General features: G+C 71.7%; 15 protein-coding genes. 7 read left to right on the top strand and 8 right to left on the bottom strand.

Annotated elements, in window-relative coordinates:
* Positions 1-8: 8 nt before the first annotated feature.
* The 5 genes from LUX31_RS03215 to LUX31_RS03195 all read left to right on the top strand — a co-directional run bounded on the left by LUX31_RS03215 (position 9) and on the right by LUX31_RS03195 (position 4,112).
* A complete protein-coding gene (locus LUX31_RS03215; RefSeq protein ID WP_235472994.1) occupies positions 9-635 on the top strand; it encodes a TetR/AcrR family transcriptional regulator in 627 nt (208 codons plus the stop codon).
* A gap of 134 nt (positions 636-769) precedes the next feature.
* Positions 770-1,120: a nuclear transport factor 2 family protein gene (locus LUX31_RS03210; RefSeq protein WP_235472993.1), complete on the top strand. Its 351-nt coding sequence runs from the start codon at positions 770-772 to the stop codon at positions 1,118-1,120.
* 11 nt (positions 1,121-1,131) lie between these two features.
* A complete protein-coding gene (locus LUX31_RS03205; protein WP_235472992.1) occupies positions 1,132-1,452 on the top strand; it encodes an EthD family reductase in 321 nt (106 codons plus the stop codon).
* A 69-nt stretch (positions 1,453-1,521) separates the two neighbouring features.
* Positions 1,522-3,048, top strand: coding sequence for a class I adenylate-forming enzyme family protein (locus tag LUX31_RS03200; protein ID WP_235472991.1), 1,527 nt, complete (start codon positions 1,522-1,524; stop codon positions 3,046-3,048).
* Entirely contained in the window at positions 3,045-4,112 is a 1,068-nt protein-coding gene (locus tag LUX31_RS03195) for an MBL fold metallo-hydrolase (protein ID WP_235472990.1), read from the top strand. The genes LUX31_RS03200 and LUX31_RS03195 overlap by 4 nt, the downstream gene beginning before the upstream one ends.
* On the opposite strand, the gene LUX31_RS03190 is transcribed toward LUX31_RS03195, so the two are convergent.
* From LUX31_RS03190 to LUX31_RS03155, 8 genes are all read right to left on the bottom strand, one after another.
* Positions 4,082-4,840 carry an SDR family NAD(P)-dependent oxidoreductase gene (locus LUX31_RS03190; protein WP_235472989.1) on the bottom strand — a complete coding sequence of 253 codons (759 nt, stop codon included), beginning with the start codon at positions 4,838-4,840 and terminating at the stop codon, positions 4,082-4,084. The two genes, LUX31_RS03195 and LUX31_RS03190, sit on opposite strands and share 31 nt — an antisense overlap.
* A gap of 29 nt (positions 4,841-4,869) precedes the next feature.
* Positions 4,870-5,895, bottom strand: coding sequence for a phosphotransferase family protein (locus LUX31_RS03185; RefSeq protein WP_235472988.1), 1,026 nt, complete (start codon positions 5,893-5,895; stop codon positions 4,870-4,872).
* Positions 5,892-7,094 (bottom strand): acyl-CoA dehydrogenase family protein, encoded by a 1,203-nt coding sequence (locus tag LUX31_RS03180; protein WP_235472987.1) that lies wholly within the window; start codon positions 7,092-7,094, stop codon positions 5,892-5,894. Before LUX31_RS03180 ends, LUX31_RS03185 begins: the two co-directional genes overlap by 4 nt.
* Before the next feature lie 22 nt (positions 7,095-7,116).
* On the bottom strand, positions 7,117-7,983 hold the full coding sequence (locus LUX31_RS03175; RefSeq protein WP_235472986.1) for an SDR family NAD(P)-dependent oxidoreductase: 867 nt from the start codon (positions 7,981-7,983) through the stop codon (positions 7,117-7,119).
* A gap of 218 nt (positions 7,984-8,201) precedes the next feature.
* Positions 8,202-8,354 (bottom strand): hypothetical protein, encoded by a 153-nt coding sequence (locus LUX31_RS03170; protein WP_235472985.1) that lies wholly within the window; start codon positions 8,352-8,354, stop codon positions 8,202-8,204.
* 219 nt (positions 8,355-8,573) lie between these two features.
* Positions 8,574-9,848, bottom strand: coding sequence for an Lrp/AsnC ligand binding domain-containing protein (locus LUX31_RS03165; protein WP_235472984.1), 1,275 nt, complete (start codon positions 9,846-9,848; stop codon positions 8,574-8,576).
* Positions 9,849-9,944: 96 nt separating this feature from the next.
* Positions 9,945-11,081 (bottom strand): sensor histidine kinase, encoded by a 1,137-nt coding sequence (locus LUX31_RS03160; RefSeq protein WP_235472983.1) that lies wholly within the window; start codon positions 11,079-11,081, stop codon positions 9,945-9,947.
* Complete coding sequence (locus LUX31_RS03155; RefSeq protein ID WP_235472982.1) at positions 11,078-11,749, bottom strand: response regulator; 672 nt, start codon at positions 11,747-11,749, stop codon at positions 11,078-11,080. The genes LUX31_RS03160 and LUX31_RS03155 overlap by 4 nt, the downstream gene beginning before the upstream one ends.
* Positions 11,750-12,037: 288 nt before the next feature.
* Here LUX31_RS03155 and LUX31_RS03150 point away from each other — a divergent pair, with 288 nt between their 5' ends.
* Positions 12,038-14,152, top strand: a complete 2,115-nt coding sequence (locus LUX31_RS03150; protein WP_235479782.1) for a xanthine dehydrogenase family protein molybdopterin-binding subunit — start codon at positions 12,038-12,040, stop codon at positions 14,150-14,152.
* A gap of 57 nt (positions 14,153-14,209) precedes the next feature.
* Entirely contained in the window at positions 14,210-14,689 is a 480-nt protein-coding gene (locus LUX31_RS03145; protein WP_235472981.1) for a (2Fe-2S)-binding protein, read from the top strand.
* Positions 14,690-14,857 lie beyond the last annotated feature (168 nt).

Genomic DNA, 14,857 nt, shown 5'->3' with positions numbered 1-14,857 from the left:
GAGAGACGATGATGAGGGCGCGGATCGTGGATCCGGACCAGGGACCCAGGTCCAAGCGGGCAGCCATTCTGACGGCCGCCGTCAAGTGCTTCGCCGAGGCCGGCTATGAGACCACCAAGTGGTCGGACGTCGCCGACCGGGTCGGTATCGGACAGACCGCGCTCTACCACTACTTCGAGTCCAAGGCTCACTGCCTGCTGACCATCATGCGCCTGGAACTGCAGCGTTCCCACGACATGTTCGCCGAGGCGACGGCCGGTGAAGCCGAGCCCGTCGAGGCGCTGCGAGCGGGAGTGCGCTCGGCCTTCTCGGTCTCTGAGCAGGAGATCCAGCAGATGCGCATCCTTCAGGCCAACATGTCGCTGCTCGCCACACCGCGGAAGTCCAAACGCGAGGAGACCGAGCGGGTGGCGGCACGGCAACTGGTGCAGATGGTCGAGCGGGACTGGACGAACCTGCTGATGCGCGGCATGGCGAAGGGCGCGTTCCCGGTGCGGGACGCACACACCCTCGGGCTCGCCGTGCTCGGCATGATCGTCAGCGTGTGGCGGTGGTACCGGCCGACCGGGGCGATCGCACTGGCGGAGATCAGCGAGATGATCGAGGGATGCGTGGTGCGCATGGTCGCCGACTGACGGTCCCTCCGCGGCTCCGGACAGGTGCCATGCCCCGCCTGTTGCCCCGCCTATTGCCTCGGCGGGGCCCTCGCATTACAGTCAAACTGAACTGAACTCAGGTTGATACCCGGAGTCTGGGGAGAGCGATCAGCATGGTGCTTCGCGAGTACATGGCCAGGATGGACGGACAGGACCCGGAAAAGGCGCTGGAACTCCTGGAGCCCGGAATCCGCTTCCTCATCGCCCTGCCGAAGGGGCAGCGGACCGGGGAGTCCCGGGAGGATTTCGCCGCGTACATCACCGGCCGCAACGCCGTGGACCGGGTACACGAGATCATTCGCCACTCGGTCGACGGGGATGTGGAGATGGTCTACGGCTTCGTGGTCGAGGCGGGCGTGCCGACCGGGGCGTTCCTGTCCGCCGCCGTCGTCTCCCCGGCCGGGCTGATGGCGCGTTACCAGTCCTTCTTCACCACCGACTTCAACCTGGTCGACCGGCCCTGAGAGGAGGTGCCATGTACAACCTCGTACTGCTGGCCTCGCGGCCGCCCGACTGGACCCATGAGCGGTTCATCGACTGGTGGCGTGGCGAACACGCCGAAATGACCTACCGGTTGCCCGGCCTGCGGTCCTGGCGGCACACCGAGATCGACGCGGCCCTCGAACCGCGCTCCGAGGGCTGGGACGGGGTGTCGGTCCTCGGGTTCGACACCGCGGAGGATCTGCGCAAGGCCCTGGACAGCCCCGAGTGGGCGGCTGCCGTCGCCCAGGTCGGCGACATGCGCGGACGCCGGATCGCCGTCATGGGCGGTGAGAAGGAGATGTACGCCGGCTGACGTGGCCGTCCCCCATCGTTCCACCACCTTTCGCGCGACGAAGCTACGAAGCGAGGAAGCGGGAAGCGGATGCGACAGACAGTGCGGGAGTACCGACTACGGGCCGAACGGTCCGACTTCACGGCCGTGGTCGACGACTCCGGCCGCCACTCCGCGCGAGAGCTCCTGGACCGCGCGACCGGCCTGGCGGAGGCGATCACGCCGGACGGGACGCCCGGCGGCACCGTCATGGTCCAGGCCGACAACTCCTGGCGGACCGTCGCGGCGACCCTCGCCGTGGGGATGACCGGCGGTGTTCTCGCCCTGGTCAACCGGCACACCACCGGCGCCGAGTTCACCGCTGCCCTGGAGGACATCCGGCCGGACGTGGTGATCGCCGAACCGGACGCGATCCGGGAGTGGCAGAGCCCCGCTCTGCCGGACGGACAGCGGGACGAGGTGCTCGACGGCTGGACCGCGCTGGCCGGCCGGGAACCCAGGGACGTCTCCCGCTGGTCCGGCGGCGCCGTCATCGGTCTCACCTCTGGTTCCACCGGGCGGCCCAAGGGCGTCGTCCAGTCCGAGACGGCCCTGCGGTACGCCTGCTCCTGCACCGCCGACATCAACGGCCTGCGCACCGGTGACGCGGTGGCCGCCGTCGTCCCGCTGTCCTCGACCGCCGCCTTCTGCTTCGGACCGTGGCTCTCCCTCATGCTCGCCGGCCCCCTGGTGATGACGGGCAGATGGGACCGCGAAGCCGCGCTCGCGCGGATGGCCGCCGACGGCGTCCGGTGGACCATGTGCGTACCGACGATGGCCCTCCAGATGGGCTCGGCGGCCGCCGGGTCGCGCGTGCTCGAAGGCGTCCGCTCGATCACCGTGGGCGGCGGGCCCATGGACCGGGGAGCCCTGACCCGCGCCGAACGCTCGCTCGGTACGAGGATCCTGCGGGTCTTCGGCATGTCCGAGTGCCTCGGGCACACCTCGCCGCGGCCCGACGACCCCGAGGAGATCAGGCTCGGCCGGGACGGCCGCCCCTTCCCCGGCACCGAGATACGGGCGGTCTCCGAAGACGGAACCGTGCTGGCCCCGGGGGAGACCGGCCGGGCTCAGGTCCGCGGCCCCTCCCTCTTCCTCGGCTACGCCCGCGGCGGCAAGGTCGAGCCGCCGGCCCTCACCCCGGACGGCTTCCTCCCCACCGGCGACCTGCTCATGGCCGGCCACGACGGCACCGTCACCATCATGGGCCGGGAGAAGGACGTCATCATCCGCGGCGGCCGCAATCTCGACATCACCGAGATCGAACGTGCCGTCGCCGGCCACCCCGCAGTGGCCAGGGCCTGTGTCGCACCCGTGCCGGACCCGCTGCTCGGCGAACGCGCGGCCGTACTCGTCGTGCCCGAGTCCGACGGAGGGGAACTCGGCCTCGACGACATCGTCGAGCACCTGGCGCGCACCGGCCTGTCCAAACCCAAGTGGCCCGAATTCGCCTTCACCGTAAGCGAGTTGCCGCAGACCACCGTCGGTAAACTCGACCGCGAGGGTGCCCGGGAACTCGCCCGCGAACTGCACGCGCGGCTTCACCGGCAAGGGCTTCACGATCGAGGAGACGCATGACAACCCGTTTGGACCGGGGCCAGTGGGCGGACAGCGGAGCCCAGACCGTACGGCCCGGAGTGCACCGGGTGCCGCTCCCCCTGCCGAACGACGGGCTGCGCGCCGTCAACGTCTACGTGCTGGAAGAGACCGACGGCCTCGTGCTGATCGACGGCGGATGGGCCGTCCCGGAGTCCCGGAAGGCCCTGGAGGACGCCCTCGCCGGCCTCGGCCACGGCCTCGACGAGATCACCGACATCCTCGTCACCCACATCCACCGCGACCACTACACGCAGGCCGTGGACCTGCGCAGGCTCCTCGGCTGCCGCGTCCACCTCGGCTCGGGCGAGCGGCGCGGCCTGGAGATGCTCGGCGAGCTGCGTACGGACCAGCCCGTCGGATCGCTGGACACGCTGCGCCGGGCCGGCGCTGGCGAACTGGCCGACCGCATCGGCGCCATGGACCACGGCGGCTTCGACCCCGGCGACTGGGAGGCGCCCGACCGCTGGCTGGAGGCGGAGGAACTGCGGTTCGGGCACGCCACGTTGCGGGTCGTGCCGACACCCGGCCACACCAGGGGCCATGTGGTCTACCTCGACCAGGCACGGGGACTGCTGTTCTCGGGGGATCACGTACTGCCGCACATCACCCCGTCCATCGGCTTCGAACTGGGCGGCCCCGGCCTGCCGTTGGGCGACTACCTCTCCTCACTGCGTCTGATGACCACCCTCGCCGACGCCCGGCTGCTGCCCGCGCACGGTCCGGTCGGTGACAGTGTCCACACCAGGGTCGCCGAGCTGCTGGCCCACCACGACGACCGGCTCGGCGAGACCCTCGCCGTCCTCGGCGAGCGCACCCTGGACGCGTACGCGGTCGCCCAGGGCCTGGGCTGGACCCGCCGCAGGCTGCCGTTCGGCGACCTCAACGCCTTCAACCAGATGCTCGCCGTCAACGAGACAGCGGCGCACCTGGACGTCCTCGCCGCCCGTGGCCGGGTCACGCAGACCTTGGCGGACGGCGTGACCCGGTACGCCGCCGTGGTTCCCGCCGTGGTTCAGCGGGCGGTCCAGCCTCCGTCGACGTAGAGCTCCGAGCCGGTCATGAAGCTCGCGTCGTCCGAGGCGAGGAACGCCACGGCGGCCGCGACCTCCTCGGTCCTGCCCAGCCGTCCCAGCGGCGTGCCGTCGATCATCGCGGCGAGCCGGGGCGTGCCCTGCCACAGCTCGCGGGACAGGGGAGTCTCGATGAAGCCGGGGTGCAGGGAGTTGACGCGCACCCCACGGGTCCCCCAGTGCAGCGCGGCGTTCTTGGTCATCAGCCGGACCGCGCCCTTGGCCGCGTGGTAGGAGAACTGCGCCCCGAAGCCGCCGACCGTGCCGAAGATCGACGCGACGTTCACGACGGAGCCGCCACCGGAGCGCTCGATCGCGGGCCCGCCGTGCTTCATGCCGAGCCACACCCCGGTCTGGGTCACGCCGATGACCCGGTCCCAGCTCTCCCGGGTCTCCGTCTCCACCGTGCCCATCGCGGCGATGCCGGCATTGTTGACCAGTACGGAGAGGCTTCCCAGCTCGTCGGTCACCCGGGCCACGACCGTCTGCCAGGCCGCCTCGTCGGTGACGTCCAGGGCCAGACCCATCGCCCGGCCGCCGGCCTCCGTCACTTCCCCGGCGAGCTTTGCGCACCGGTCCGCGTCGAGGTCGGTGACCACGACGGTCGCGTCCTCGGCCGCCAGCCGGCGCACGACCGCGTCACCGATGCCTCCGGTGGCGCCGGTCACCAGCGCCACCCTCCCGGACAGCCTTGCCTCCATCACGTCTCCTCACGTCCTCTCATGTCACCTCACGTCTCCTCACAGGTGGACAGACCGGAGCGCAGCAGCGCGGGCACCGCCGAGCCGACCCGGTCGAAACCCGGACCGACGGTGCGTCCGGCGAGATGGCGGGCGTGGATGCCCTCCGCGATGACGGCGAGCTTGAAGTACCCCAGCGCCCGGTGGAAGGGCAGCGCGCGGACATCCCGCCCGGACCGCAGCGCGTACCGCTCGGCCAGTTCGCGGCCGGAGGGAAAGCCGGGGTTGGCCGTCGGGACATGGCCCGTGCCGATCACCGGCTCGGACACCGGGTCCCAGTAGACGAGGAGCAGGCCGAGGTCGGCGAGCGGGTCGCCGAGGGCGGCCATCTCCCAGTCGACGACGGCCGCGATCCGCCCGGGGTCGCCGGTGGCCAGGATGACGTTGTCCAGGCGGTAGTCCCCGTGCAGGATCGCGGTTTCGGCCCGGTCCGGTACGTCCCGCTCCAGGCGGCGGTGCAGTTCGTCCAGCTCCGGCAGCGCGCGGGTGGCGACCCGGTCCCACTGGCCGCGCCACCTGCGCACCTGGCGCTCCAGGTAGCCGGCCGGGCGGCCTAATTCGCCGAGCCCGACCGCGTACGGATCGAGTGCGTGGAGCGCGGCCAACTGGTCGGCCAACGCCTCGGCGCACCGCCTGGCGTCACCGGCGGGCAGCCCGGCCGCCCGCTCGCCGTCCCGCAGCACCTCGCCGTCGACGAAGGAGACGACGGTGAACGGCGCGCCGATCACCGACGCGTCGGTGCACGACAGCACGGCCCGGGGCACCGGGATATCGGTGGCGGCGAGTGCGGCCATGACGCGGTACTCACGGTCCATGTCGTGCGCGGTCGGGGTGAGCGTGCCCAGCGGGGGTCTGCGCAGCACCCAGCGGTTCGTCCCGTCGGTCACGCGGTACGTGAGATTGGACCGCCCGCCGAGCAGCGGGCGCACCTCCAACGGGCCGGCGCAGTCCGGGACCTCGCGAGCGAAGAAGCGCCGCAGGGCGGGTAGGTCGACCCCCGTCACCGTGGTGGTCACCGTACGTCCCCTCGTTCGCGCGCGGCCCGAACCGCGCGCTTGGCGATGGCCCACCGGTGGGTCTCCGACGGCCCGTCGTAGATACGGAAGGGCCGGACCTCCCGGTACAGGGCGGACAGCGGCGTGTCGCCCGAGATGCCGAGGGCGCCGCAGATCTGGACCGCGCGGTCGACGACCCGGTTCACGGCCTCGGAGACGAAGGTCTTGGCGATGGAGGTGTGCTGGGCCGCCGGCCGGCCCTGGTCGAGCTCCCAGCAGGCCCGCCAGAGCACCGCCCGGCTGGTCTCGATGTCGATCTCGGAGTCGGCCAACTGCTGCTGCACCATGCCGAGTTCGGCCAGCGGGCGACCGAAGGCCGAGCGTTCGGCGGCCCGGTCCAGGGCGATGTCCTGCGCCCGGCGGGCCACCCCGAGCCACCGCATGCAGTGCGTCATCCGGGCCGGCCCGAGGCGCACCTGCGCGTACTCGAAGCCCTTGTCGACCTCGCCGAGGACCGCGTCGTCGGTCACCTCGCAGCCGTCGAAGGCGAGTTCGCTGTGGCCGGCGAACAGGGCCCGGTCGAGGGTGTCGATGTTCCTGACCACCTTCATGCCCGGGTTGTCGGCGCCGACCAGGAACATCGTCGCCCCGCCCGGATCGCCGGGCTCGCCGCTCGTACGCGCCATGACGATGGCGAACGCGGCCCCGTCGGCGCCGCTGATGAACCACTTGCGTCCACTGATCCGCCATCCGCCCGGAACCCGGACCGCCGCCGTGGCCAGCGCCCTCGGGTCGGAACCGGCACCGGGTGACGGCTCGGTCATCGCGAAGCACGACCGCACCTCCCCGGCCGCCAGGGGAGCGAGAAACCGTGCTTTCTGCTCCTCGGCGGCGACCACTTCGAGCAGATGCGTGTTGCCCTCGTCGGGAGCGGCGCAGTTGAGGGCCAGCGGCCCCAGGAGCGAGTATCCCGCCGCCTCGAAGACGACTGCCTGGCCGCGCAGATCCAGACCGAGTCCGCCCCACCGGGGAGGCACGTGCGGAGCGAACACCCCTGCCGCACGGGCCGCTTCCTGCAGGCCGCGCCGCAGCGGCTCGGGCCCGTCGTGCACGTCACCGTGGCTGCTGCCCTCCGCCGGCAGGACGGTTTCCCGTACGAAGTCCGCGGTGCGCCGCGCGATGTCGGCGACCGGTGGGTCGATGTCGAACTCGATGGGCATACGGCCCCTCTCGATCCGGTGGTTACTGGCCGGCGGTCCATGCCGCGGCCGTGATCCGCACGGCCGCCTCCCGCCCCTCGGCCACGGCGTGCGCGACGCGCCGTGGAACGACGGCGTGGCCCACCACGAGGACCAGGGGCGCGGCGCAGTCCGGGGACGTGCGGGGTCGCCGCTCACCCACCACCACGACGCGGTCGGCGTCCAGGGCCTTCGTACGTCCAGAAGTGAGGTGAGCGACGCCCACGCCGTCCGGTCCGAGACCCGTCGCCGTACACAGCGGCATGATCTCCAGGCCGCACTTCCCGGCCAGGCACCGCAGCAGCTGGACGCGGCTCTCGGTCGGGATCGCCCCGGCGAAGGCCGTCCCCGGAGTCACGAACGTGACGCGGGCAACGCCCGCCGGTACCGCCGGCTCCACGACGTTGCATCCGGGCCACCAGCCGAACCCGTCGTCGGCCACCACCACATGGGCGGCGCCGGCGTCGATCAGCGGGGACGTCTCCACGGCACCGGTGGTCGGCACGACCGCGTCGAAGCCGTCGAAGCCGTCGAAGCCGTCGAGTTCGGCTCCCGGCCCGGCAGCCCGGCCCAGCCGCACCTCCACGCCCGCCGCGGACAGCCCCCGCTCGTAGAAGTCGAGCAACGCGGGCCACCATCGCCTCGATCCCGTCGCGGTCCCGCGGATCGCACACGATCGCCTCCGCCTTGGCCCCGGCGGCCGATCGGCGGTCTCGGCCGCGGTCGACCCGTTCCGGTCGGCGACCACGACGGCGGACGGCCCCTGGCGCGCCAACTCCACGGCGATCGCCCGCCCGATGCCCTGCCCCGCGCCGGTCACCAAGGCGGTCCTGCCGCACAGTGCGGAAGGATTCGTCAACTGGGTGGACATGGGTACCCTCCGATCGGCGCCGCCCTGACGACCGCCTGGGGTGTCTTGAACTGAAGTAGCTTCAATTTGGTGCAGCGTACTCGGCCGGAACGGAACGTCACAAGGTCCGTGACGCGCGGAATGGGCGGAAACCAGGCTGTTGCAGCGTGAGAACGCCCTTGACCTGCGAAGACCAGGCAGGGAGCCGAACTCTGGGAGTGCTGAATGCTGCGTACACCTCAGGAGCCCAGGGCCGTAGCTGCCCTCTCCCGTGACCGTCCGAAGGCGCGGCACAGTGCGGCCGGCTTCGCCTCGACCATCGTGTCCATGAAGCGGGCCGCCGCCCGCGCGTCGTGCTCGGTCAGCACCTGGTCGAACCTCTTGCCCGTCACCCCGACGGCATCGCGCGGCGCGCGGGTCGCCAGCGGGCCCTCGCCCAGCAGCAGGCCCGCCAGTCGTTCCGCCTCGGCGGAGAGCAGGGTCTGCTTGCCGGACGGATAACGGCCCAGCCAGGCGTGGCCCTGGACGGGGAGCGTGTCCTCGACGACGAGCCCATGGGCTCGCGTTCACGGTACTTGCGGATGTCGTAGCGGCACGACCCCCACGCACAGTCACTCCCGGTCCAGCAGTCGCCCCATGTGCTTGATCGTCCGCAGGACCACCGAGCGGTCGTCGACCGTGAGACGCGGCAACTGGCGGGACAGATGGGCCTCGAAGTCGTGGACGTCGTGCAGGTCGCGCAGCCACACGTCGATCACCAGGTTGTGCGGGCCCGCGGTGATCGCGCACGAGCGGACCTCGCGCACCCCGGACAGCGCCCTGCTGGTCTCCGCCACGAACTGGCCCGGTACGGAGGCGATGTACACGGCGGACAGGGGCCATCCCGACAGCGGCCGGGCCAGATCGCAGCGCAGGCTCAGGCGTGCGGTGAGCAGCGACTGGAGTCTGCGGCGGACCGTGGTGAGGCTGGTGTCCGTCGCCGCCGACAGGTCCCGCAGGGACAACCGGCCGTCCGTGCTGAGCAGTTCGAGCAGCTGGGCGTCCAGGGCGTCCCAGCCGGCCTCGTCCACGGGTCGGCACGGCGGGGGCAGGGCCGCCTTGATACGGGCGCTCTGGACGGCGTCCAGGCTGCGCAGCCGCCACCGGCTGCCCTCGGTCGGGAGGCCGGTCGACACATGGGTGCGGGTCGCCCGTACCCCGGGGGTCCGCTGGAACAACAGCGTGGTGAGGTGCGCCAGTTCGTCCAGGCTCCGGGTCACCACCGAGGCCACCAGGTCCCGGCCGCCCGCCGTGAGCTTGATGTTCGTCACCGCCGGATCCGCCGCGAGGGCCCGCGCCACGGCCTGAGCGGTGCCCGGCTCGGTGTCCACCTCGACCACGGCGGTCACCACGATCCGCGAGTTGGACAGCCGGGGGTAGGCGGTCACCCACGCCAGCCCCGCCTCGGTGAGCCGATGCCAACGGCGGGCCGCCGTCACCGGATTGACCCCAGGGCGCCGTGGAAGCTGGTTGGCGAGGTGCTCGGCGATGTGCCCGCCTCCCTCGTCGCCCCGGGTCGCCCAGGGCTCGTAGAGGATGCAGACGTCGATCGAGCCCTGCTCCAGCAGGCCGGGGATCTCCGGCGGTGAACTCTCCACGATCTTCACGGAACTGGGGTCGATGTCGTTGTGCAGCAGATACCGGTGCGTCGAGTAGAGGCCGAGGCCGCCGATCGACGCCATGGTCTTGATCTGCTTCGGGGAGTCGATGCCGTCCCGCAGGACGACCTTCAGGTAGCGGTCCGAGGTCTGGAAGACGCCCAGGGCCCGCAGGTCGGGGTTGGTCACCATCAGCGGCAGGGCGGTGGAGTCGGAGTTGAGCCCGATCTGCGCGGTGCCCGCCGTCACGGCCTCGGACGCCGCCGGGCCGCGACGCCCCCCTCGGCACCCCGGGCGGCGCGAACACCTTCGGCCCCGTCGGCACCGACACCGCCCTGATCGGCTCTACGGCGCCGAGCCGGCCGGGATCCTGAGCCTGACCTGGTAGCCGCCCTCGGGAGTGGGCCCCGACCGGAAGGTGCCGTGCAGGAGCTCGGCGCGTTCCCGGAGGCCGACGAGGCCCTGGTGGGAGCCGGGCAGGGGGAGGGACGGGCGGGTCGGGGGCGTGTTGGTGACGGTCACGCCGAATCCGGCGCCGTCCGGGGCACGCCACAGCTGGACCGTCGCACGGGCCCCCGGAGCGTGTTTACGCACGTTGGTGAGAGCCTCCTGCACGGTCCGGTAGACGGCGCGCTGGGCCGGGGTGCCGATGTCCGGGGGGAGTTCACCGGTCAGCTCGGTCTCGATACCGCTCGTCGTGACAAGCCGGTGGAGGTCGGCCAGGGTGGGCTGCGGGGTCAGCTCGGTGGCCTTGCCGCCCGAGGCCCGCAACAGGGTGACCATATGGCGGAGTTCGTCCAGGGTGTCGACGCTCAGGGCACGGATCGTCCGGGCGCCCTCCCTGAACTCCGGTTCCTTCGCGGCGACTTGGAGCGCCCCGGCCTGTACGGCGATCAGGCTGACCTGGTGGGAGACGACGTCGTGCATCTCCCGGGCGAGCTGGGCGCGTTCCCGGGCCAGCACGGCCTGGGAGTGCAGCAGCCGTTCGTGCTCCCGCGCCTCCTCGATCTCGACGAGCCGCCCCGACAAGTCCCGCCGGGCCTGGAGGAGTTGGCCCAGGAGGACGGGGGCGGCGGCGGAGGCCAGGGTGTAGAAGAAGGAGACGACGGTCCAGGCACGGTCGTGCGAGGGCAGGTCGTCCAGCGGCCATGGCGCGGCCGACGCCATCGCGAACAGCAGGGCGCAGAAGGCGAGCAGACGGCGGTCCCGGGACTGTTCGGCGAGCGTGAACAGCGCGGCGAACGGGGCGAACACGATGTCCAGCATCAGGCTCGCGGGCAGGGTCAGCAGGAAGACCGCCAGCGGGAACCGCCGACGGAACACCAGCGCCCCGCAGGCCAGCACGGAGGCCGCGATCGAGGCGGGCGACTCACCGAACAGACTGATCAACGCGTCCACGGCCGCGACGGCGACCACAACGGCGTCGACACCCCGGTCCGGGACCCGCGCCCACCAGACAGGGCGGGCGTCGGCCGCGCTCACTGGTACCCCTCGCCGAACGGCCCGTCCAGCAGCCCGGCCCGCTGGGCGAGCAGCGCCGCCTGCACCCGGCTGCTCACCCTCAACTTGGTGAGGATCGCGCTCACATGGTCCTTGACCGTGCCCGCGCTGAGGTGAATACGCGTGCCGATGTCCGCGTTGGACAGCCCCTCCGCGACCAGCACCAGAACCTCGCGCTCACGCTCACTGAGTCGGCCCACCCGGGCGGCCTCGGGATCCTCGGCGCGGACGGCGGCGCCGGGGTGACTCTGCCAGACGGCACGGGATGCCTTCGGTGACATGACGACCCCGCCCGCCGCCAAGCTCCGTACCAGCTGGGCGAGTTGGTCCGGCTCGGTGTCCTTCAGCAGGAAGCCGGCGGCGCCGGAACGCAGGGCGGTCAGGATGTACTCGTCGGCGTCGAACGTCGTCAGCATCGCCACCACCGGGGGCTCCGGCAGCTCCCGTACCTCCCGCAGGACGGTCAGGCCGTCGACGTCCGGCATCCGGATGTCCAGCAGGACGACATCGGGGCGCTCCCGCCGTACGGTGTCGAGCGCGCCGGCGCCCGCCGTGGTCGCGACGACCTCGATGTCGTCGGCCGCGCTCAGGATCAGTTTGAAGCCGGACCGCACCAGGGCCTCGTCGTCCACCACCACTACCCGGATCACGTACGTTCCGCCTTGCCGTCGAAGTCGTCTCCCGACCTTAGAACGGCGAAAGCCCCGGTAGAACGCCGTTCCGGGACACTCCAGCCACCTGGGGGGAGGCTTCCAGCCGTCCGGGGGGAACCGCCGCGGACCGGACGGCACGGGGCACGCAACCAGAAAGCCGCCCGACCCCTCATACACAGGAGACGCACCGACAGCGGGCGCGGCGACGACCCGTCGGAGACCGACGGTGAGCGACAGGTATCGACAGGGGTGGCGATGGAACGGCAGTGGTCCCGTCGGAGGTTCATGGTCTACTCGCTGGCCGCCACCACCCTGACCGTGGCCGCGCCGATCGGCTGCGACACGTCCTCGGCCGAAGGCGCCGAGCGCTCCACGGCGGACGCGAGCGCGCGGGCAGGTGTCGTGGTGACCGGTGACGACGACGAGATGCTGGTCCTGGAGGTCACCGCGGCGAACCGGGTCGTCGTCCGGCTGCCGCGCGTCGAGGTCGGCCAGGGCGTCACCACCGCCGTCGCCATGATGATCGCCGAGGAACTGGACGCCCGCCTCGCCGACGTCGACATCCCGCTCGCCGACGCCCGCACCAAGGGCAGCCAGTACACCGGCGGTTCGAACTCGGTCAGCTCGCTGTACGGTCCCGCACGGGCGCTCGCCGCCACCGCGCGGGCCCGGCTGGTGACCGCCGCCGCCCGGCGCTGGCGACTCCCCGCACGAACACTGCGCACCCGTAACACGATGGTGGTCGCACCGGACGGGCGTACGGCCACCTACGGCTCGCTGACCGCGATCGCCGCGCAGGTCACCCGCCCGGCCGTGTCCAGCAAGCCCAAACCGGCCTCCCGGCACAAGGTGATCGGCAAGCCGACGACCCGGATCGACGCCCGGGACCTCGTCACCGGCGAGGCGCAGTACGCCGGTGACGTGCGGGTGCCCGGCGCGAAGCCGACCGTGGTGGCCCGGCCGCCGACGCTCGGCGGGAAGATCCGCACGCTCGACGACCGGGCGGCCCGAGCCATGCCCGGCGTCCGCGCGGTCGTCCGCGTCGCGGGCGGGGTCGCCGTGGTCGCCGACACGTTCCACCACGCCTTCAAGGCCCGCGACGCCCTGCGCATCACCTGGGCCCCGGGCCCGCTGGCCGCGCTCTCCGACACGGCGATCAGATCCCGGCTGCGCGCCGCCGTCCCACCACTGGGCACCGCGCCGAGCGGATCGACGCAGGTGACCGGCGAGTTCGAGTTCGCATTCGTCAGCCATGCCCCGATGGAGGTGCTGACCACGGTGGCCGACGTCCGCGCGGACCGCGCCGAACTGTGGTTCTCCACCCAGACGCCGATGGACGCCCGCGACAGCATCGCGGCGGCGGTCGGACTCCCGCCGTCGAAGGTCAAGGTCCATGTCATGCGGGGCGGCGGCTCGTTCGGACGGCGGCTGAACTTCGACTTCGCACTGGAAGCCGCCCTCGTCTCCAAGGCGGCCCGCCGGCCGGTCAAGTTGATGTGGAGCCGTAGCGACGACCTGCGGCACGGCCAGATGCGCGCGGCCACCCACCACCGGATCCGAGCCAGCCACGCGGGCGGCCGGGTGGTGTCCTTCGTCCACTCCACGGCCTCGGTGAGCGAGTCGTGGGAGGGCGAGGGCCTCGCCGCGCAGGGCGGTGGGAGGTCCCTGGCCGCGCGGGCGGGACGCGTCCGGGAGGCGGGCCCGCTGCCCAGCGACAGCGGGCTGTACAACTTCGGTCAGTTGTCCGGGGATTCGGGCGGCGTGGAACTGGAGGCGATACCCCTCGGCGCCTGGCGCTCGGTGGACTCCGGGACGACCCGGACCGTCGAGGAGATCATGGTCGACGAGATCGCCCGCGGCCTCGGCAAGGACCCGGTCGCCTTCCGGCGCACCACACTCCGCAGCAAGACCGTACGCACCGTGCTCGACAAGGCGGCCTCCGCCGGGAGTTGGGGACGCGCCCTGCCGGCCGGACACGGACAGGGCATGGCCGTCCACGAGGAGTACGGCTCCTGCGTGGCCTGTCTGATCGAGATCGACGCCACCGATCCGAGGAACCCCCGCGTCACCAGGGCGGTGATGGCGGCTGACGTCGGAACGGCCGTGAACCCACGCGGACTTGAGGCCCAGCTCATGGGCACCACGATCGACGGCATCTCCACGATCCTGCGGGCCGGCCTCCACATCGACCGGGGCGCCGTCCGCGAGGGCAGCTTCGCCGACTTCCACTACGCCCGCCAACGGCACGCCCCTCTGCACTTCGAGGCGCACATCATGCCGTCCAAGGGCGAGCCCGGCGGAGCCGGAGAACTCGGCGTGCCGGCCGCGGCGGGCGCGGTCGCCAACGCGTACGCCCGCGCCACGGGCACCAAGCCCCGCCGCTTCCCCCTCAACTTCTGACCGAACCTTCTGACCGACCGTCGACTCCGGCTCCTACTCCGCCCCCGAGAGGTACTGATGCCCCGCTACACCTTCGTCCTCAACGGCAAGCCGGTCACCGTCGAGGCCCCGGCCGACATGCCGCTGCTGTGGGTGCTGCGCGACCTGCTGCATGTGACCGGCCCCAAGTACGGCTGCGGGGTGGGGGTCTGCCGCGCCTGCACCAGCCACCTCGACGGCGCGGAGATCCAGCCCTGTGTCGTGCCCGTCGCAGACTGCGCCGACCGTAGGGTCACCACCATCGAGGGACTGGCCGACGGCGACACCCTGCACCCCGTCCAACAGGCCTGGCTCGACCAGGACGTGGCGCAGTGCGGCTTCTGCCAGCCGGGGCAGATCATGGCCGCGGCGGCACTCCTCCAGCGGACGTCGGAACCGACGGACGCGGACATCGACGGGATCGAGAACGTCTGCCGCTGCGGCACGTACTGCCGGATCCGCGAGGCCATCAAACAGGCCGCCGGGGGTAAAAGCAGGTCGGCCGGTATTGGCGAATAAAGTTCCTCAGTGGCTGATATGGGTATGCTGCACAGGGTGATTGATTCACTCCAGGGTTGATGTGACGTTTCTGCGCGAATTGATCGACCCGGCAGCAGTGAGGATTTTTATAGCACGACGCGTCGTGCGCCGGGGATGGTTCGTTCCTTTTCCATTCGGACGAGTGGT

This window comes from Streptomyces sp. GQFP (assembly GCF_021545335.1).
Lineage (GTDB): Bacteria > Actinomycetota > Actinomycetes > Streptomycetales > Streptomycetaceae > Streptomyces.
The sequence above is the reverse complement of the archived record's forward strand: the minus strand, read 5'-3'. Positions and strand labels throughout refer to the sequence as shown.